Consider the following 20469-nt stretch of genomic DNA (forward strand, 5'->3'; position numbering starts at 1 on the left):
TGATCCGGCCCTGCGCCGCAAAGAGTAAAAACTCGCCGGCGTATTATTGGCCGCCCGTGATCGGCCTTGCGCAAACCGCAACAGACCTGATTAGGAGAATCACCATGGCTTTCGAATTGCCGCCGCTGCCCTACGCCCACGATGCGCTGCAGCCGCACATCTCCAAGGAAACCCTGGAGTACCACCACGACAAGCACCACAACACCTACGTCGTGAACCTGAACAACCTGGTGCCTGGCACCGAGTTCGAAGGCAAATCCCTGGAAGAAATCGTTAAATCGTCCTCCGGTGGCATCTTCAACAACGCCGCCCAGGTCTGGAACCACACTTTCTACTGGAACTGCCTGGCCCCCAACGCCGGCGGTCAGCCTACCGGCGCCCTGGCCGAGGCCATCAACGCCTCGTTCGGCTCGTTCGACACGTTCAAGGAAGAGTTCACCAAGACTTCGGTCGGCACCTTCGGCTCCGGCTGGGGCTGGCTGGTGAAGAAAGCTGACGGTTCCCTGGCCCTGGCCAGCACCATCGGCGCCGGCAACCCGCTGACCAGCGGCGACACCCCGCTGCTGACCTGCGACGTCTGGGAACACGCCTACTACATCGACTACCGCAACGTGCGTCCAAAGTATGTCGAGGCGTTCTGGAACCTGGTGAACTGGGACTTCGTCGCCCAGCAGTTCGAAGGCCAGGCCTTCACTGCCTAAAGCACCTGCTCTACAAGAACCCGGCCCAGTGCCGGGTTTTTTGTGGGCGGGGTTTGTGGGGGACTCGGGTTAAGCGGGTGTTGCGGGGTTGGGTGGTTCTAGGAATGGCGGGGGCGGACCCGGCTTACGCCGGTGCTACAGTTTGGGGGATGGTTGCCGAAACACTGGCGTAAGCATCGCGCTCAAGACAATCCGTCCGGCGTGTGCTTAATTGTGCCTTTACCGCTCCCCTCTGATTGCCAATACTCATGGCAACATGATGCCACGCAGTTGAAACAAGGAATTGCCATTGAAGCTGGAACTCAAGAACAGCTTGTCGGTGAAGTTGCTGCGGGTGGTGCTGCTGTCGGCGTTGATCGTTGGCGTGGTGCTCAGCTGTGCGCAGATCGTGTTCGACGGCTACAAGACTCGCCAGGCCATCTCCAATGATGCCGAACGCATCCTGGCCATGTTCCGCGACCCCTCCACCCAAGCTGTCTACAGCCTGGACCGTGAAATGGGCATGCAGGTCATCGAGGGCTTGTTCCAGGACAACGCCGTGCGCCAGGCCTCCATCGGCCACCCCAACGAGACCATGCTGGCCGAGCGCAGCCGCCCGCTGCAACCGTTGGCCAGCCGTTGGCTGACCGACATGATTCTGGGCCAGGAGAGCAGTTTCAGCACACCGCTGGTGGGCCGCAGCCCCTATAGCGAGTACTACGGCGACCTGCGCATCACCCTCGACACCGCCACCTATGGCGAAGACTTCATCATCAGCTCGGTGATCATCTTCATCTCCGGCACCCTGCGCGCCCTGGCCATGGGTCTGGTGCTGTACCTGGTCTACCACTGGATACTGACCAAGCCGCTGTCGCGGATCATCGAGCACCTGACCCAGATCAACCCCGATCGGCCCAGCGAGTATCAATTGCCCGTACCCAAAGGCCACGAGCGCAACGAGCTGGGTGTCTGGGTGAACACCGCCAACCAGCTGCTGGCCTCCATCGAACGCAATACCCACCTGCGCCATGAAGCCGAGAACAGCCTTTTGCGCATGGCCCAGTACGACTTCCTGACCGGCCTGCCGAACCGGGTTCAGCTGCAGCAGCAACTGGACAAGATTCTGGTCGACGCCGGCCGCCTGCAACGTCGGGTCGCGGTGCTGTGCGTGGGGCTGGATGACTTCAAGGGCATCAACGAGCAGTTCAGCTACCAGACCGGCGATCAGTTGCTGCTGGCCCTGGCCGATCGGCTGCGCGCCCACAGCGGACGCCTGGGCGCGTTGGCGCGTCTGGGTGGCGACCAGTTCGCCCTGGTGCAGGCCGACATCGATCAGCCGTACCAGGCGGCGGAACTGGCACAGAGCATCCTCGACGACCTGGAGGCGGCCTTCGCCCTGGACCCTCACGAGATCCGCCTGCGCGCCACCATCGGCATTACCCTGTTCCCCGAGGATGGCGACAGTACCGAGAAGCTCCTGCAGAAAGCAGAGCAGACCATGACTCTGGCCAAGACCCGCTCGCGCAATCGCTACCAGTTCTATATCGCCAGCGTGGACAGCGAAATGCGCCGGCGACGCGAGCTGGAGAAAGACCTGCGCGACGCGCTCAAGCGCGAGCAGCTGTTTCTGGTCTACCAGCCGCAGATCAGCTACCAGGACCACCGTATCGTCGGCGTCGAAGCGCTGCTGCGCTGGCAGCATCCGGAGCACGGCCTGGTGCCGCCGGATCAGTTCATTCCCCTGGCCGAGCAGAATGGCAGCATCATCGCCATCGGCGAATGGGTGCTCGACCAGGCGTGCCGGCAGTTGCGCGAGTGGCACGACCAAGGCTTTGCCGAACTGCGCATGGCGGTCAACCTGTCCACAGTGCAGTTACACCACAGCGAGTTGCCACGGGTCGTCAGCAATATCCTGCAGATGCACCGCCTGCCCCCGCGCAGCCTGGAACTGGAGGTGACCGAAACCGGCCTGATGGAGGACATCAGCACCGCCGCCCAGCACCTGTTGAGCCTGCGTCGCTCCGGCGCGCTGATCGCCATCGACGACTTCGGTACCGGCTATTCATCGCTCAGTTACCTGAAATCACTGCCGCTGGACAAGATCAAGATCGACAAGAGTTTCGTCCAGGATGTGCTCGATGATGACGACGACGCCACCATCGTACGGGCGATCATCCAGCTCGGCAAAAGCCTGAACATGCAGGTGATTGCCGAAGGCGTGGAAACCCTGGAACAGGAGCGCTACATCATTGCCGAAGGCTGTCATGAGGGGCAGGGCTACCTGTACAGCAAGCCGTTGCCGGCCCGGGAAGTGACGTCGTTGCTCAAGCAGGCGCAGCGTAGTCGTGTGGTGAGCTGAGCAAGGTGTGGAATGTATGGTGGGTGATCCCCTCACCCCAGCCCTCTCGCTGAGGAGTGAGAGGACCCTTCTCCATCGATATCACCCCCTGCCCAAACCCGCCTCCCCCATGAAAGTTTTTTCACTTTCCGCTTTACAGAAAATGCAAATCTTTCGCATCATGGCGCAGTTTTGCGCGCCCAAAGCGCATCCTTTCGCCACTCTTGACGCAGGATTTCGCCATGATTCGTATGCCCCTGGCCACCGCTAGTCTGCTGGCCATCGCCATCTCTCTCGCCGGTTGCGGTGATAGCAAGGACAAGGAAAAGACCGCTGCGACTCAGGCGCCGACTCCTGCAACCACCGCCGCTACTCCAGCCGCTCCAGCCGCCGCCCCCGCTGCTGCCGGCACCCTGGACGAAACCGCCGCCAAGGCCGTTGTCGCTCACTACAGCGAAATCGTCTACGCCACGTTCAGCGATGCCCTGAGCACCGCGCAAACCCTGCAGAAAGCCATCGACGCCTTCCTGGCCGCGCCGAGCGATGCCACTCTCAAGGCTGCTCGCGACGCCTGGGTCGCTTCCCGTCCTTCGTACCTGCAGACTGAAACCTTCCGCTTCGGCAATACCCTGATCGACGACTGGGAAGGCCAGGTCAACGCCTGGCCCCTGGACGAAGGCCTGATCGACTACACCGACAAGAGCTACGAACACGCCTTGGGCAACCCCGGTGGCACCGCCAACATCATCGCCAACCCTGAGATCCAGGTCGGCGAAGACAAGGTCGACGTGAAAGACATCACGCCGGAAAAACTCGCCAGCCTGAACGAGCTGGGCGGTTCCGAAGCCAACGTTGCCACCGGCTACCACGCCATCGAATTCCTGCTCTGGGGCCAGGACCTGAACGGCACGGGCCCCGGCGCGGGTGCGCGTCCGGCATCGGACTACCTGGAAGGTGCCGGCGCCACCGGTGGCCACAACGACCGTCGTCGCGCCTACCTCAAGGCCGCTACCGAGTTGCTGGTCAGCGACCTGGAAGAGATGGTCGGCAACTGGAAGCCGAACGTGGCCGACAACTACCGCGCCACCCTGGCCAACGAGCCAGTGGACAGCGGCCTGCGCAAGATGCTGTTCGGCATGGGCAGCCTGTCGCTGGGTGAATTGGCGGGCGAGCGCATGAAGGTGGCGCTGGAAGCCAACTCGCCGGAAGACGAGCACGACTGCTTCAGCGACAACACCCATAACTCGGCCTTCTACAACGCCAAGGGCATCCGTAACGTCTATCTGGGCGAATACACCCGCACCGACGGTACCCAACTGACCGGCCCGAGCCTGTCCTCGCTGGTGGCCAAGGCCGATCCTGCCACCGACACGGCCCTCAAGGCCGATCTGGCGGACACCGAAGCCAAGATGCAGGTGATCGTCGACCACGCCAACAAGGGTGAGCACTTCGACCAACTGATCGGCGCCGATAACGCCGCCGGCCAGCAGATCATCCGTGACGCCATCGCCGCCCTGGTCAAGCAGACCGGTGCGATCGAGCAGGCAGCGGGCAAACTGGGCATTACCGACCTGAACCCGGACAACGCCGAACACGAGTTCTGAGTCACCGCACGATCTGTGCAAATCGCCTTGTAGCACAAGGCGCTTGTGGGAGCGGGCTGCACCCGCGATGAAGCCAGCGCGGTGTATCGGACGCGGGCTCATCGCGGGTAGCGCCCGCTCCCACTGTTATATGCGATACCCATAGACCGAATACCTGCACACCATGAAAGCACCCCAGCTCCGCTTTATCCCCCTGCTGCTGGCCGTCGGCCTGGCCGGGTGCGATGACGCGCCGCGTTTTACCCAGGCCGAGCCTGGCGAGGCGCAAAGCGCGGGCGACGCCACCGTGCGTAAATTCGATGTCAACGCCTACTCCATGCCCTCGGCCAACCTCTCGCCGGTTCGGCGCCTGGATTTCAGCGTTGGCAACAGCTTCTTCCGCAGCCCTTGGGTCATTGCGCCGTCCACCACCACCGCCCGCGACGGCCTGGGCCCGCTGTTCAATACCAATGCCTGCCAGAACTGCCATATCAAGGACGGCCGCGGCCATCCGCCCGAGACCGATGCCGTCAACGCCGTGTCGATGCTGGTGCGCCTGTCGCTGCCCGACAGCGAGCCCTACGCCCAGGTCATCGAACGCCTGGGCGTGGTGCCGGAGCCGGTCTACGGCGTCCAGTTGCAGGACATGGCCATTCCCGGTGTCGTGCCCGAGGGCAAGGTGCGGGTCAGTTATGAACCGGTGCCGGTGCGCTTCAAGGACGGCACTGTAGTGGAACTGCGCAAGCCGCAACTGCAGATCAGCCAGCTGGGCTACGGCGCCCTGCATCCGCAGACGCAGTTCTCGGCACGCGTCGCGCCACCGATGATCGGCCTCGGGCTGCTCGAAGCCATTCCCGAGCAAGCCATTCTCGACAACGCCAAGGCCCAGGCGCAAAGCAGCGGCCCGATCAAAGGGCGGCCCAATCAGGTCTGGGACGACGCCCAAGGCAAGACTGTGCTGGGCCGATTCGGCTGGAAGGCCGGGCAGCCGAACCTCAATCAGCAGAATGTCCACGCTTTCTCCGGTGACATGGGTCTGACCACGTCCCTGCGGCCTGCGGATGACTGCACGCCGAGCCAGACCGATTGCCTGCAAGCGCCCAATGGCAATGGCCTAGGCGGTGAACCCGAAGTCAGTGATAACATTCTGCGCCTGGTGCTGTTCTACACCCGCAACCTGGGGGTACCGGCACGTCGCGATGTCGACTCGCCACAGGTGCTGGCCGGCAAGAATCTGTTCTATCAGGCCGGTTGCCAGGGCTGTCACGTGCCGCAGTACGTGACGTCCAGCCAGGCCGCCGAGCCAGAACAGCGCAACCAGACGATTCGCCCGTACACCGACCTGCTGCTGCACGACATGGGCCCCGGCCTTGCCGACCAGCGCAGCGAATTCAAGGCCGGCGGGCAGGACTGGCGGACACCGCCGCTGTGGGGCATCGGTTTGAACGAGACCGTCAGCGGCCACACCCAGTACCTGCACGACGGCCGCGCCCGCAATCTGCTCGAAGCCGTGCTGTGGCATGGCGGCGAAGCGCAAGCGGCACAACAACAGGTATTGCAATTCAACGCCGAGCAGCGCGCCGCACTGCTGGCGTTCTTGAACGCCTTATAGACACTACAAGAGTCAGGAGCCCGACATGTTCCGTCCCAAGCTGCTTTTCACCGGCCTCGCCGCCCTGGCATTGGGCGCTTGCGCCCCTCAGGACCCACAGGCGGTGACCAGCGCGGCCATCGCCAAACAGGTCATCCTGCCCACCTACAGCCGCTGGGTCGAAGCCGACCGGCAACTGGCCGCCAGCGCCTTGGCCTATTGCGAAGGCAAGCAGGACCTGGAGGCCGCCCGCGGCGACTTCCTCAAGGCTCAGAAAGCCTGGGCCGAGTTGCAGCCGTTGCTGATCGGTCCGCTGGCCGAAGGCAACAAGGCCTGGTCGGTGCAGTTCTGGCCAGACAAGAAAAACCTCGTGGGTCGCCAGGTCGAACAACTGGTCAACGGCGACAAGCCGGTGGACGGCGCCAGCCTGGCCAAGGCCAGCGTAGTGGTGCAAGGGCTGTCGGCCTACGAATACATCCTGTTCGACAGCAAGCCGGAGCTTGCCGATCAGGCCCAGAAAGCTCGCTACTGCCCGCTGCTGAGTGCCATCGGCGAGCGTCAGAAGCTTCTCGCCGAAGAAATCCTGGCCAGCTGGAACAGCACCGACGGCATGCTTGCGCAGATGAGCAAGTTCCCCAACCAGCGTTATGCCGACTCCCACGAGGCCATCGCCGACCTGCTGCGTGCCCAGGTCACAGCCCTGGACACCCTGAAGAAGAAACTCGGCGCGCCCATGGGCCGCCTGACCAAGGGCATCCCTCAGCCGTATCAGGCCGAAGCCTGGCGCAGCGCCCAATCGATCCAGAGCGTGCGCGCCAGTCTCACTGCGGCCCAGGCCGTCTGGGTCGGCGTCGACAACAAAGGCCTGCGCAGCCTGCTGCCCAGTGACCAGAAGGCGCTGGCCGACAGGATCGACGCCGCCTACGCCGCATCGCTCAAGCTGCTGGACAGCAATGAGCGCAGCCTGGCCGAGTTGCTCGGCGACGACGCTGGGCGCCAGTACCTCAACACCTTGTACGACAGCCTGAACGTGGTCCATCGTATCCACGAAGGCGAACTGGCCCGCGCCCTCAACATTCAGTTGGGCTTCAACGCCAACGACGGTGACTGATCATGCTTGGACGCCGTGCCGTGACCTTGGGCAGCCTGGTGCTCAGCGCCCTTACCCTGGGCGGCTGGAAGCTGTCCGGGCAAAAGGACAGCGGCCCGCTGCTGCTGTCGGCCCGCGATGACGCCGACGGCAAGCACTACGCGGTGGGCTATCGCCTGGACGGCACCCAGGTCTTTGCCACCGAAGTGGGCCAACGTTGCCACGACATCATCGACCATCCACGCCTGCCGCTGGCCTTGTTCGTGGCCCGCCGCCCGGGCACCGAAAGCTATCTGGTGGACCTGCGTGATGGCGCGCTGGTGCAAACCATCACCTCGCAGCCCAATCGGCATTTCTATGGCCACGCGGTGATCCACAAGGACGGTGAATGGCTGTACGCGACCGAGAACGACACGACCGATCCCGGGCGTGGCGTACTGGGTGTCTATCGCTTCGTCGACGAGCGGCTGGTGCACGACGGCGAGGTGCCGACCCACGGCATTGGCCCCCACCAGGTGTCATGGCTGCCAGACGGCGAAACCCTGGTGGTGGCCAACGGCGGCATCCGTACGGAGGCGGAGAGCCGAGTCGAAATGAACCTACATGCCATGCAGCCCAGTCTGGTACTGATGCGGCGCGACGGCACACTGCTGAGCAAGGAAACCCTGGATCAGGCCATGAACAGCGTGCGCCACCTGGCCATCGGCAGCGACGGCACGGTGCTGGCGTGCCAGCAGTTCATGGGTCCCGCTCACGAGAGCGCGCCATTGCTGGCAATCAAGCGGCCCGGACAGGCCTTCGAGGCTTTTCCGGTGTCGGCGCAGCAACTGCAATCGATGGGGCACTACACCGCCAGCGTGGCGGTACACAGCGAGCTGCGCCTGGTGGCGCTGACTGCCCCCAGGGCCAACCGCTTCTTCATCTGGGATCTGGACAGCGGTGCGATAAAGCTGGATGGAACACTGCCCGATTGCGCAGGCGTGGGCGCCGTCAAGGATGGTTTCGTGGTGACGTCCGGACAGGGCCGTTGCCGCTACTACGACTGCCGCGCAGAGCAGTTGGTGGGCGTTCCCATGGCGTTGCCGTCGGGATTCTGGGACAACCATCTACATCTGGTGTGAGGCGGATGATGGCTTCCGTCCCCTCGATTGCGAGTAACATCGAGCAATACAGCGCATTGGTGTTTCAACCCCCAAACACCTAATGTGCCCGACCTGCCTCATGTCCAAGGAACCGGAATATGTTGCGCCGCCGCATGCTGATCATGTTGGGTGTCGTGTTGCTCGTCGTGCTGCTGCTCGGCGGTTACAAAGCCTGGTCGGTGTACCAGCAGATCCAGCAATTCAGTGCCCCTCGGCCCCCCATCAGCGTGGCCGCTGTCACTGCCGGCGAACGGACATGGCAGAACCTTCTGCCAGCGGTCGGCAGCCTCAAGGCCGCCCAAGGTGTCGACCTCAGCCTGGAAACGGCAGGCACGGTGCGTGCCATACAGTTTCAGTCGGGACAGAAGGTCAAGGCCGGCCAGCTTCTGCTGCAACTGGACAGTGAAGTCGAGACTGCCCTGTTAGGCACTGCCCAGGCCGATCTAGGCCTGGCCCAGGTCGACTACGGCCGCGGCGCGCGGCTGGTGGACGACCAGGCCATATCCCGAGGCGAGTTCGATCGTCTGTCTGCGGTGCTGCTCAAGAACAAGGCGACGGTGGCACAACTCAAAGCCTCCCTGGCCAAGAAAAGCATCGTTGCGCCTTTTGCCGGCACCATCGGCATTCGCCAGGTCGATGTGGGTGATTACCTGGCCAGCGGCACCGTCATCGCGACCCTGCAGGACCTGAGCCATCTCTACGTTGACTTCTACCTTGCCGAGCAGGCGGTGCCCAAGGTCGCCCTGGGCCAGGCCGTGCAGCTGAACGTCGCCGCCTACCCCGGTGAAACCTTTACCGGCCAGGTCAGCGCCATCAACCCCAAGGTCGAGGATAGCACCCGCAACGTGTTGGTCCGCGCCACCCTTCCCAACCCCCAGGGAAAGCTGCTGCCGGGTATGTTTGCCAATCTGCAACTGCTGCTGCCCGACTCGGGAAACAGGGTGGTGGTCCCAGAAAGCGCCATCACGTACACCCTATACGGCAACTCGGTGTACGTGGTCAGCGCGGGCAAGGATTCGGCAGGCAACGACACCCTGACGGCGCAGCGCCGGTTCGTCGAAACCGGTGAGCGCCGCGATGGCATGGTCGTCATCAGCAAAGGCTTGCAGGCAGGCGAGCGCGTGGTCAGCGGCGGGCAACTCAAACTCAGCAACGGCGCCAGCATCACTGCTGAGGAAGACGACACCCTGAACGCCGCCCCCCGCCCTGCCACGGGCTCGCCGCCGAACTGATCAAGGAACAGTCATGGCCTTTACAGATCCGTTCATCCGCCGCCCGGTGCTGGCCAGCGTCGTCAGCCTGCTGATCGTGTTACTGGGCCTGCAGGCCTGGAGCAGCTTGAGCATTCGCGAATATCCGCAGATGGAGAACGCGCTGATCACCGTGACCACCGCTTATCCCGGCGCCAATGCCGAAACCATTCAGGGCTACATCACCCAGCCGCTGCAGCAGAGCCTGGCCAGCGCCGAGGGCATCGACTACATGACCTCGGTCAGCCGTCAGAACTACTCGGTGATATCCATCTACGCCCGCATCGGCGCGGACAGCGACCGGCTGTTCACCGAGTTGCTGGCCAAGGCCAACGAGGTCAAAAGCCAACTCCCGCAGGACGCCGAGGACCCGGTGCTGAGCAAGGAGGCGGCGGATGCTTCGGCGTTGATGTACCTGAGTTTCTACAGCACCGAGCTGAACAATCCGCAGATCACCGACTATCTGTCACGGGTCATCCAGCCCAAGCTGGCCACCCTGCCTGGCATGGCGCAGGCACAGATCCTGGGCAACCAGGTGTTCGCGATGCGCCTGTGGCTCGACCCGATCAAACTGGCCGGGCACGGACTCACCGCCAACGACGTCAGCGACGCGGTACGGCGCTACAACTTTCTGTCGGCCGCTGGCGAGGTCAAGGGCCAGTACATCGTCACCAGCATCAACGCCACCACCGACCTCAAGACCCCGGAAGCCTTCGGCGCCATCACGCTCAAGGTAGAGGGCGACAGCCGAGTGCTGCTGCGTGATGTGGCCAGGGTGCAGATGGGCGCGGAGAACTACGACACCGTCAGCTCGTTCAACGGAACGCCTTCGGTTTACATCGGCATCAAGGCCACACCTGGCGCCAACCCCCTTGAGGTCATCAAGGAAGTGCGTGGGATTCTGCCCCAGCTGGAAAGCCAATTGCCACCTTCGCTCAAGGCCTCCATTGCCTATGACGCCACGCTGTTCATCCAGGCTTCCATCAACGAGGTGATCAAGACCTTGTTCGAGGCGGTGCTGATCGTGGTGATCGTGGTGTTCCTGTTTCTGGGCGCGCTGCGCTCGGTGCTGATTCCGGTCGTCACCATTCCCCTGTCGATGATCGGCGTGCTGTTCTTCATGCAACTGATGGGGTACTCGCTCAACCTGCTGACCCTGCTGGCCATGGTCTTGGCCATCGGCCTGGTGGTGGACGATGCCATCGTGGTGGTGGAGAACATCCATCGCCATCTCGAAGAGGGCAGATCGCCGGTGGACGCAGCCCTTCAAGGCGCTCGGGAGATCGCCATGCCGGTGGTCTCGATGACCATCACCCTGGCGGCCGTGTATGCACCCATTGGTTTCCTGCAGGGCCTGACCGGGGCGCTGTTCAAGGAGTTTGCGCTGACATTGGCCGGTGCGGTGGTGATTTCCGGGATCGTCGCCCTGACCCTTTCGCCCATGATGTGCGCCCTGTTGCTGCGCGCCGACACCAATCCCAGCGGCCTCGCTCACCGGCTGGACGTCATGTTCGACCGGCTCAAGCGCCGCTACCAGCGCACCTTGCACGCCACTCTGGACAGCCGCCCGGTAGTGATGGCGTTCGGCGCGATCGTGCTGTGCCTGATTCCGGTCTTGCTGCTGTTTACGGAGTCGGAGCTGGCGCCCGATGAAGACCAGGGCATCATCTTCATGATGGCCACGGCACCGCAGCCCACCAACCTCGATTACCTGAACGCGTACACCGACCAGTTCGTCGCGTTGTTCAAGACGTTCCCCGAGTACTACTCCTCGTTCCAGATCAATGGCTTCAATGGCGTGCAGTCCGGCGTCGGCGGCTTCCTGCTCAAGCCCTGGGACGACCGCAGCCGCACGCAGATGGAGCTGCTGCCCGAGGTCCAGGCCAAACTGGGCAGCATCGGCGGACTGCAGATCTTCGGTTTCAATCTGCCGTCGCTACCGGGCACCGGCGAGGGCCTGCCATTCGAATTCGTGATCAACACGCCCAATGACCATGCCTCGCTGCTGGAAGTGGCCGAGCGGGTCAAGCAGCGCGCCGAAGCCAGCGGCAAGTTCGCCTTTCTGGACATCGACCTGGCCTTCGACAAACCCGAGGTGGTGGTCGATATCGACCGTGCCAAGGCCGCCCAGATGGGTGTATCGATGCAAGAGCTGGGCGGCACCCTGGCGACGCTGCTGGGCGAGTCGGAGATCAACCGATTCACCATCGATGGACGCAGCTACAAGGTCATCGCCCAGGTCGAACGGGCTTATCGGGACAATCCGGGCTGGCTCGACCAGTATCATGTGCGCAATGCTCAAGGCCAACTGCTGCCGCTGTCGACCTTGATCAGCGTGAGCGACCGGGCCCGGCCACGTCAGCTCAACCAGTTCCAGCAACTGAACTCGGCAGTCATTCAGGGTATCCCCCTGGTGAGCATGGGGGACGCCATTGCCACAGTACGCGATATCGCCGCTGAGGAAGCCCCCGAGGGCTTCGCCTTCGACTACGCCGGGGCGGCTCGTCAGTACGTGCAGGAGGGCAGCGCCTTGTGGGTAACCTTCGCCCTGGCCATGGCGATCATCTACCTGGTGCTGGCCGCGCAATTCGAAAGTTTCCGCGATCCGCTGGTGATTCTGGTCACGGTGCCCTTGTCGATCTGCGGCGCGCTGATTCCCCTGTTCCTCGGCTGGTCGAGCATGAACATCTATACCCAGGTGGGGCTGGTGACACTCATAGGACTGATCAGCAAGCACGGCATCCTGATCGTCGAGTTCGCCAATCAGTTACGCCACGCGCACGGCCTGGGCGCACGGGAAGCGGTCGAACAGGCCACCGCGATTCGCTTGCGACCTATCCTGATGACCACTGCGGCGATGGTGTTCGGCATGCTGCCGTTGATTCTGGCGACCGGGGCCGGCGCGGTGAGCCGCTTCGACATCGGCCTGGTGATCGCGACGGGTATGTCGGTAGGGACGCTGTTCACATTGTTCGTGTTGCCGTGCGTCTACACGGTATTGGCGCGGGAAAGGTGGTGAAACGTTCGCGGCTGAATGCAGCGCCCGCAGGCGCGGCGTTCAGCCGCGAATATGCCCAGCCCACGTGCCGCCAGGGCTAGCCCTGGTTTCTGACACCCTGGCTCAAGCCAAGCATGAACAACAGGAAGTCCTTGTCCGGTGTCACGGACACCTGTGCTTTCTGAACCCGGGGCAAGGGGCAATTGCCCTCACCATGGATCGACGTCAGCACCGTAGAACGTGGTTGCTCCCACGCAGCGACCGCCGCCGTGGCCACACCCAACGCGCCTACCAGAAACAAACCTCGTGCTATTTCTAGTTTCATTACTCTAAACCCTTGATAGCGCTGCCGAACGCCGCCTCATAAAGGTAGAGCAACTTCTGCCAATCCGACGTACTGAACGACGAATGGCGCCGCAGTTGTTTCATGTCGTGAGCGGCGGCCTGATGCGCAGTCATCCGTTGCCGGCATTTCTCCAGGTCCAGCAAGGCCACCTCACCTCTCGCATCGGCACCCTCGCCCACTACGCGGACGAATACGTGCTTGATATAGATACAGCTGTGCTGCCAGCGACCGCGGTGCATCCGCGCCAGGTTCTGCGCCAAGCCCTGCAGAATCTGTTCGTAGACCATTTCGCCATGGCGTTCGCGACCGCCACTTTCCAACCACTTCTCGAATTCTTCAAAACCGTCCAGCGATTCGGTCACCAGCAGCGCTCGCCACTGGTTGTTCTCGTCGCGCTGGGTCCCGCAGAAAATCATCTTGGGCACTTTGACATTGAGCTGATAGAGCGCCGTCAGGGCATCACGCTCGCGCAGCACGGTTGGGCGGCCGAACGGATGCAACCAGCTACGATAGATGTGACCGACCTGGCGCTTGACGTAGATCATCTGGCCATTGTCGGCAAACAGGCGCTGCACACCGCTCTCTCCGCCGCGGCGCACGTTGGGCTCTTCCACCCAGACACCCTGCTGCTGCCAGTAATGCTCAAAATTCGCCTGGGTGCCGCGTGTGCCTGCTGTAATGCCCTCTACTGCCATACCGCTTACCCCTTACGCAAAACATATACGCGCCACATGGCGTACATCGGCAAAAAATCCAGCCGCTCCTGAATACGGAAGCCGGCCTTGATGAATTCCGCCTCGACCGTTGCCACCGGCAACACGAAACGGTTCTGATAACTCTCCTGGTCGGTCTTCAAGCGACGGCGCTTTTCCGCACGCTCGCGCTTCCAGGACTTGAAATTGCCGTCTACCCAAAGCGACAACACCACGCTGTCACGGGTGACCCGGTGAAACTGCTTGAGAATCGTCATGCGGTGTTCAGCCTCACCGATGTGGTGCAGCAGGCGCATACAGAAAATGCTGTCGACCGAATTGTCCGGCAGGCTGATATCGAACGCCGAGGTCTGCAACGGCTGTACGCGCTTCACTACGTCCACCGGCTGTGAAGCGCAGGCGGTTTCTACCATGGCACCGGAATTGTCCGCGCCGATGATCACCCGGTTCTGCTTTTCCGCCAGCAGCGGCCAGAAACGCCCCGCGCCGCACGGCAGGTCCAGCACCAGGCCGGGCTCCCCCACCAACGCCAAAGCCTTGCGCGCCAGCTGCTCGTCGCGCAGGTGAGACATGCGACGGGAAAAACTGTTGCGGTGTTTGTTGAAATATTTCTGCGCATGAGCGCGGTCATACTTCTCGGAAAACTCAAGCTTCACTGGACCTGGCATGCTTAACCTCCTGAATAGATGGCAGCACCTTATTCACGGAGGCGTCACGACAAGGTCATCTCATTGTGAAAAAAATGTTAATAAAAATTGAACTGCTACAAGACGTTACAAGCACGATGTTACAGCAAGCATCACGCCAGGTTTGCTTTCTCGCCGGCAAGTTCCACGGTAAACCGACACCCGTGCGGTTCAACCGGCGTCAATGCCACGCGCCAACCCTGGTCTTCGCAGATCCGCTGAACCAGTGACAACCCCAGCCCCAGCCCATCGCCGCGCTTCTCGGGCCCGCGTACGAAGGGCTGGAACATGGCCTCGCGCTGGGCCTCGGGAATGCCCACGCCACTGTCTTCGACGGTGAACCCAGTCGGGTTCAGGATCAGCCGAATGAAGCCTTCATCGGTGTAGTGCAAGGCATTGCGCAGCAGATTGCCCATTACCGCGTGTAGAAACGTACCGTTGTAGTGCACGTCCAGCGGCTCACCGCGGATGAACAGCAGCTCCAGGCCCTTCTTCTCGATGGGTCCACGCCACTGCATGACCAGATCGTCGGCCACCTTGCCCAGACTCGCAGGTTGCGCCCGCCCGCTGTCATCGCGCTGGGCACGTGCCAGCATGAGAAAGGTCTGCACCAGATCACGCATGTCTTCACAGGCCCGCGCAATGCGCTGCACTTGGCCGCGGGCTCGATCGGCCAGAGCGGGATTCTCCAGCAACAGCTCGCAGGAGCTGGCCAGCACCATCAGCGGCGTGCGCAATTCATGGCTGACATCGCTGGTAAACAGGCGCTCGCGGGTCAAAGCATCGCGCAGCCGGCCCAGCGTGGCGTCGAACGCCACTGCCAGTTCGCCCACCTCGTCGGCGGTGTAGTCAGGCGCCAGCGGCGGCGCCATGCCCAGGATCTGGTCCCTGTGCCGCACCTGGCGGGCGAGCCGCACCACTGGTGCCATGACCTTGCGTGCCAGTACCCAGCCCAGGAATATGGCCAGGGCCAGACTGAGCACGAAGCCCACCAGCACCACCGCGAACAGCACCCGCTCACGCTCTTCGAAATCGCTCTGGTCCTGCAACAGGGCATAGCGACGGCCGTCCACCACCTCGACCATAGCGTGATAAGAGGAACTGCCACGAAACACTTCGTGAAAGCCTGGGGACAGGTGCCGCAGATCCTGGGCCAACTCGAAATCGCCCGGACCGTCGGTGTAGTAGAACAACTGGTCGGGCTCGGGCCGATGGCTCCACTCGCTGGCGTTGTCCATCAGCATCAGGCGGCGCAGATCGCCCCCCAGTCCTGCAGAAATCAGCCGTTCCTCGACTAGGTGCACCGTGGCCACGATGCCGACTGCGAACGCGCCTGCCACCAACGCGCTCATCAGGGCAAAAGCGATGATGATGCGTTGCGCAAGGCTTTGCTTAAACTCCATCACGCCCCTCGGCAAGGCGGTAACCCACGCCATGCACGGTCTGCAGAAGCGGTTTGTCGAACGGCTTGTCGATCACCTGGCGCAACTGATGAACGTGGCTGCGCAAGCTGTCGCTGTCCGGGCAATCGTCACCCCACAGCGCTTCTTCAAGCACTTCGCGGCGCAGCACATGGGGGCTCTTCTGCATCAGCACGGCCAGCAGCTTCAGGCCCACCGGGTTGAGCTTGAGCATGCGCCCTTCACGGGTGACTTCCAGGGTGTCGAGGTCGTAGATCAGGTCACCCACCTGCAAGCTGCGCCGTCCTCCGCCCTGGGCACGGCGCAACACGGCTTCGATGCGCGCGGCCAGTTCCGACAGGGCGAACGGCTTGAGCAGGTAATCGTCAGCCCCTGAACGGAAGCCCTGCAGGCGATCATCCAGCTGGTCGCGGGCGGTGAGCATGATCACCGGCGTGTCGCGTCGGGCATCTTCGCGCAAGCGTTTGCACAGGGTGTAGCCATCGATACCCGGCAACATGATGTCGAGCACGATCAGATCGTAGTGTTCGGTGGCTGCCAGGTGCAGACCGGACAGGCCATCCTGGGCACAGTCGACGGTATAGCCTTTCATACCCAGGTAATCGGCCAGGTTGGCCAGGATGTCGCGGTTGTCTTCAACCAACAGGATTCGCATGGGCAGAGTCTCCGAGTGCCGCAGTCGCTTCATCGGGTGTCCGCGTGACTTTGGCGGACACCACCGAGCCCCGGCAGCTTATAGGCTGCAAGGGCATAAAAAAACCCCGACCATCACTGGCCGGGGTTTTCTTCACATCGGTGCCGGGCTGGCTTACATCATGCCGCCCATGCCACCCATGCCGCCCATGTCTGGCATGCCGCCGCCAGCTGGAGCGTCTTCCTTGATCTCGGCGATCATGGCTTCGGTGGTGATCATCAGGCTGGCAATCGACGAAGCCGCTTGCAGTGCCGAACGGGTCACTTTGGCCGGGTCCAGGATACCGAACTCGATCATGTCGCCGTATTCACCGGTAGCAGCGTTGTAACCGTAGTTACCCGAACCCTGCTTGACCTTGTCGACGACAACGCTTGGCTCGTCGCCGGAGTTGGCAACGATCTGGCGCAGTGGAGCTTCGACTGCGCGACGCAGCAGAGCAATACCCACGTTCTGATCGGCGTTGTCGCCTTTCAGTTCGCTGATGGCCTGCAGAGCGCGAACCAGTGCTACGCCACCGCCAGGTACCACGCCTTCTTCGACGGCCGCGCGGGTAGCGTGCAGGGCGTCTTCAACGCGGGCTTTCTTCTCTTTCATTTCAACTTCGGAACCAGCGCCAACCTTGATCACCGCAACGCCGCCGGACAGCTTGGCCAGACGCTCTTGCAGTTTTTCACGGTCGTAGTCCGAGGAAGTGTCGGCGATCTGACCACGGATCTGGCCAACGCGCGCCTGGATGTCCACTTCAACGCCAGCACCGTCGATGATGGTGGTGTTTTCCTTGGACAGGATCACGCGCTTGGCGTTACCCAGGTGCTCCAGGGTGGTGCTTTCCAGGCTCAGGCCGATCTCTTCGGAGATAACGGTACCGCCGGTCAGTACGGCGATGTCCTGCAGCATGGCCTTGCGACGGTCGCCGAAGCCTGGAGCCTTGACGGCTGCAACCTTGACGATGCCACGCATGTTGTTCACGACCAGGGTCGCCAGGGCTTCGCCTTCGACGTCTTCAGCCACGATCAGCAGTGGGCGACCCGCTTTGGCAACGGCTTCCAGCACTGGCAGCATTTCGCGAATGTTGGAGATCTTCTTGTCCACCAGCAGAATCAGCGGGCCGTCGAGTTCGGCGACCATGGTGTCTGGCTTGTTGACGAAGTAAGGGGACAGGTAGCCGCGGTCGAACTGCATGCCTTCTACAACCGACAGTTCGTTTTCCAGGCCCGAGCCTTCTTCAACGGTGATCACGCCTTCCTTGCCGACTTTTTCCATGGCTTCGGCAATGATGTCGCCGATAGCGCTGTCGGAGTTGGCAGAGATGGTGCCGACCTGAGCAATGGACTTGGAGTCCTTGCACGGCTCGGAGATCTTCTTGATTTCAGCAACGATGGCGATGGTGGCCTTGTCGATGCCGCGCTTCAAGTCCATCGGGTTCATGCCGGCAGCGACGGCTTTCAGGCCTTCGTTGACGATCGACTGAGCCAGAACGGTAGCGGTGGTAGTACCGTCGCCTGCGTCATCGTTGGCACGGGAAGCAACGTCTTTGACCAGCTGCGCGCCCATGTTTTCGAAGCGATCCTTGAGCTCGATTTCCTTGGCGACGGAAACGCCGTCCTTGGTGATGGTCGGAGCGCCGAAGCTCTTCTCGATGATCACGTTACGGCCTTTCGGGCCCAGGGTCGCTTTCACTGCGTCAGCCAGGACGTTCACACCGGTGAGCATTTTCTTGCGGGCGGAGTCGCCGAATTTAACTTCTTTAGCAGCCATGATCGTTTTCCTTGAATACTGGGTAGTAACGGGAGCTGTGCGGGATCAGCCTTCGACGACGGCGAGGATTTCGTTCTCGCTCATCACCAGCAGGTCTTCGCCGTCGACTTTCACGGTGTTGCTGCCGGAGTAAGGGCCGAATACCACCTTGTCACCCACTTTCACGGCCAGCGCGCGGACTTCGCCGCTGTCCAGGATCTTGCCGGTACCCACGGCGACGATTTCGCCACGGTTGGGTTTTTCAGCGGCCGAACCTGGCAGAACGATACCGCCAGCGGTTTTGGACTCTTCTTCGCTGCGACGGATAACGACGCGGTCATGCAGAGGACGAAGCTTCATTGTCGATCTCTCCTAATTATGGTTTTCATCGGCCGGTGTCATACCGGCGGCGTGGATCTTCCGGCGTAACCGGTCGCGGCTTGCACTGCAAGACGCGGAAACATGTGTGGCAGCTATGCCACAAACCTTGCGGTGACCCATACATAAGGTCGGCCAAGGAGATTACAAGGGCAGCGGCAAAAAAATTTGCGGCTGCCGACGGGCGTCAGCCGAGGGTTCAGTGCCGATAGACGACCCGGCGGGCGCCCCCCTGGAGCGGGTTCGGTGCCAGCCCTCGATACGTGGCCGCCGAAAATAAAGATGTCAGGCGTTAGTGAACATATGTGGAAATTTTCCAAGACAGTGCAGACAAAAAAAACGGCGCCCGAGGGCGCCGCTTTGCGGGTGCAGCAGGGGTGATCAACGATCGCGGTGCTCGAACTCTCCCTCGATGACTTCACCTTCGATCACCTCAGGCCTGCGCCCTGGAGCCGGCCCTTGGCGCGCCTGCAGGTCATCAGCGAACGCCCGCTGACGCAGAGCTTGCGCTTCGGCACGATCGCGCATCTTGCGGATCAGGAAGTTGCGCGTGAACGGCAACAGGCAGATCAGGCCGAGCACGTCGGTGATAAACCCTGGAACGATCAGCAGGCCACCGCCCATGGCGGTGATCAGCCCATGGAACATCTGCTCGGCGGGCAGTTCACCACGCTGCAGACTTTCACGGGTGCGCAGCACGGTGGCCAGCCCGGCCACACGCATGACCAGTACGCCCAAGGCGGAACCGGCGATGATCAGCAGCAAGGCCGGGAAGAACCCGATCGCTGTGCTGACCTTGAAGAAGACGTACAGCTCCAGCACGGGGAACAGTAGGAACAACAGTAAAAAAGCACGCATCAATGGTTTCCTCTACGGAAGAATGCCTTCCAGTAGACTCTAGATGACGTCAATAAATCGTTATTTCAAGCCTGCACTTCATCCACCGCTGGCCAGGATTGCGCATGAGCCAGGGAAACCAAGGCTTCGCGGACTTGTGTCGGCGTATTGCAAGGGTTTGGAAAAGCCAGCCAGAACACCCTGTGACCGATCAAAAGGTGCATGCCCTCGCTGTCTATCCCGACCAATTGCGCGGTCGCATCGTTGGGCAGACCACTCAAGGCCACATAGTGGGCAATGGCCTTGGCGTGGTCGGCATTCATATGTTCGACCATGGAGGTTTCCGCTTTGCCTGCGAACGGGTTGGCCAGCGTGAGGTGATCCAGCCAGTGAATCGCGCCGAAACCGCCGATGTAGCGATGGCGCACCGGTTCCAGTACCCAGAAATCGAAGGCATGGGCGCTGTGGTAGTTCTTCGATTCCGGGAAGAACCGGTAGTAGCGCTGCGCCGCAGCATCGATCTGCTCTGGGTCTTCGAGCTTGCGCGCCTGGGCAAGCAGGGTCAGCCGACCCACGGCCTGAACGTCTTCGGCATCCCGCTCGCCCACCAAGAGCGAACACTTGGGGTCCTTGAGCAGGTTGTGGGTGTGCTGGGCGATGCGACTGATGAGGATCAGCGGATAGCCCTGGGCATCCAGGCAATACGGCACCACCGAGCCGAAGGGGAAGCCGGGCATGGCCTTGGAATGGGTGGACAGTGTGCCGCGGTACTCCTTGAGCAGTAGCTCCCGGGCCTGGCGCTGGGTGTTTTCGCTCATCGAGACGTCCTTTCAGAAGGGAAACAGATGAACGCAAAATTACCACGCCGTAGCAGCGGCGTGAGGCGCGTCTTGCTGGGTGGTATGGAGTTTGGGGTATGGGTGGGGGGTAGGACGCGGCTTACGCCGCTGCTACGGGGATTGGTTCGCGGCTGGGGGGGCCGCGA

General features: G+C 62.0%; 17 protein-coding genes. 8 read left to right on the plus strand and 9 right to left on the minus strand.

The genetic code is table 11. The features are described from left to right. Positions 1-104 precede the first annotated feature (104 nt). The 8 genes from sodB (at position 105) to B3397_RS12600 (ending at position 12693) form a co-directional block, all read left to right on the plus strand. Complete coding sequence (sodB, locus tag B3397_RS12565; protein WP_296250470.1) at positions 105-701, plus strand: superoxide dismutase [Fe]; 597 nt, start codon at positions 105-107, stop codon at positions 699-701. 289 nt (positions 702-990) lie between these two features. Further along, on the plus strand, positions 991-3039 hold the full coding sequence (locus B3397_RS12570; protein WP_296250472.1) for a putative bifunctional diguanylate cyclase/phosphodiesterase: 2049 nt from the start codon (positions 991-993) through the stop codon (positions 3037-3039). A 221-nt stretch (positions 3040-3260) separates the two neighbouring features. After that, on the plus strand, positions 3261-4622 hold the full coding sequence (locus B3397_RS12575) for an imelysin family protein (protein WP_296250474.1): 1362 nt from the start codon (positions 3261-3263) through the stop codon (positions 4620-4622). A gap of 163 nt (positions 4623-4785) precedes the next feature. After that, positions 4786-6213 (plus strand): di-heme oxidoredictase family protein, encoded by a 1428-nt coding sequence (locus tag B3397_RS12580; RefSeq protein WP_296250476.1) that lies wholly within the window; start codon positions 4786-4788, stop codon positions 6211-6213. A 25-nt stretch (positions 6214-6238) separates the two neighbouring features. Beyond that, positions 6239-7303, plus strand: coding sequence for an imelysin family protein (locus B3397_RS12585; RefSeq protein WP_296250478.1), 1065 nt, complete (start codon positions 6239-6241; stop codon positions 7301-7303). A gap of 2 nt (positions 7304-7305) precedes the next feature. Then, positions 7306-8403, plus strand: coding sequence for a DUF1513 domain-containing protein (locus B3397_RS12590; RefSeq protein WP_296250480.1), 1098 nt, complete (start codon positions 7306-7308; stop codon positions 8401-8403). A gap of 119 nt (positions 8404-8522) precedes the next feature. Continuing rightward, positions 8523-9656, plus strand: coding sequence for an efflux RND transporter periplasmic adaptor subunit (locus tag B3397_RS12595; protein ID WP_296250482.1), 1134 nt, complete (start codon positions 8523-8525; stop codon positions 9654-9656). A gap of 13 nt (positions 9657-9669) precedes the next feature. After that, complete coding sequence (locus B3397_RS12600) at positions 9670-12693, plus strand: multidrug efflux RND transporter permease subunit (RefSeq protein ID WP_296250484.1); 3024 nt, start codon at positions 9670-9672, stop codon at positions 12691-12693. Between the two features lie 76 nt (positions 12694-12769). On the opposite strand, the gene B3397_RS12605 is transcribed toward B3397_RS12600, so the two are convergent. From B3397_RS12605 to B3397_RS12645, 9 genes are all read right to left on the minus strand, one after another. Next, positions 12770-12997, minus strand: coding sequence for a hypothetical protein (locus B3397_RS12605; protein ID WP_296250486.1), 228 nt, complete (start codon positions 12995-12997; stop codon positions 12770-12772). After that, positions 12997-13713, minus strand: coding sequence for a lipopolysaccharide kinase InaA family protein (locus B3397_RS12610; protein ID WP_296250487.1), 717 nt, complete (start codon positions 13711-13713; stop codon positions 12997-12999). Before B3397_RS12610 ends, B3397_RS12605 begins: the two co-directional genes overlap by 1 nt. 5 nt (positions 13714-13718) lie before the next feature. Further along, a complete protein-coding gene (locus B3397_RS12615) occupies positions 13719-14399 on the minus strand; it encodes a class I SAM-dependent methyltransferase (RefSeq protein ID WP_296250489.1) in 681 nt (226 codons plus the stop codon). 131 nt (positions 14400-14530) lie between these two features. After that, complete coding sequence (locus tag B3397_RS12620; protein WP_296250491.1) at positions 14531-15820, minus strand: sensor histidine kinase; 1290 nt, start codon at positions 15818-15820, stop codon at positions 14531-14533. Beyond that, positions 15810-16493 (minus strand): two-component system response regulator ColR, encoded by a 684-nt coding sequence (colR, locus tag B3397_RS12625; RefSeq protein WP_296250493.1) that lies wholly within the window; start codon positions 16491-16493, stop codon positions 15810-15812. The genes B3397_RS12620 and colR overlap by 11 nt, the downstream gene beginning before the upstream one ends. 153 nt (positions 16494-16646) lie before the next feature. Then, positions 16647-18290: a chaperonin GroEL gene (gene groL / locus B3397_RS12630; RefSeq protein ID WP_296250495.1), complete on the minus strand. Its 1644-nt coding sequence runs from the start codon at positions 18288-18290 to the stop codon at positions 16647-16649. A gap of 45 nt (positions 18291-18335) precedes the next feature. Next, on the minus strand, positions 18336-18629 hold the full coding sequence (locus B3397_RS12635; RefSeq protein ID WP_043186886.1) for a co-chaperone GroES: 294 nt from the start codon (positions 18627-18629) through the stop codon (positions 18336-18338). Between the two features lie 399 nt (positions 18630-19028). Beyond that, the gene (locus B3397_RS12640; RefSeq protein WP_296250499.1) at positions 19029-19505 is read right to left on the minus strand and encodes an FxsA family protein; all 477 of its coding nucleotides are present in this window, start codon (positions 19503-19505) and stop codon (positions 19029-19031) included. A gap of 65 nt (positions 19506-19570) precedes the next feature. Beyond that, complete coding sequence (locus B3397_RS12645) at positions 19571-20302, minus strand: HugZ family protein (protein WP_296250501.1); 732 nt, start codon at positions 20300-20302, stop codon at positions 19571-19573. Positions 20303-20469: the final 167 nt, after the last annotated feature.

It is taken from the genome of Pseudomonas sp. UBA4194 (assembly GCF_002379585.1).
In the GTDB taxonomy this organism is placed as follows: domain Bacteria; phylum Pseudomonadota; class Gammaproteobacteria; order Pseudomonadales; family Pseudomonadaceae; genus Aquipseudomonas.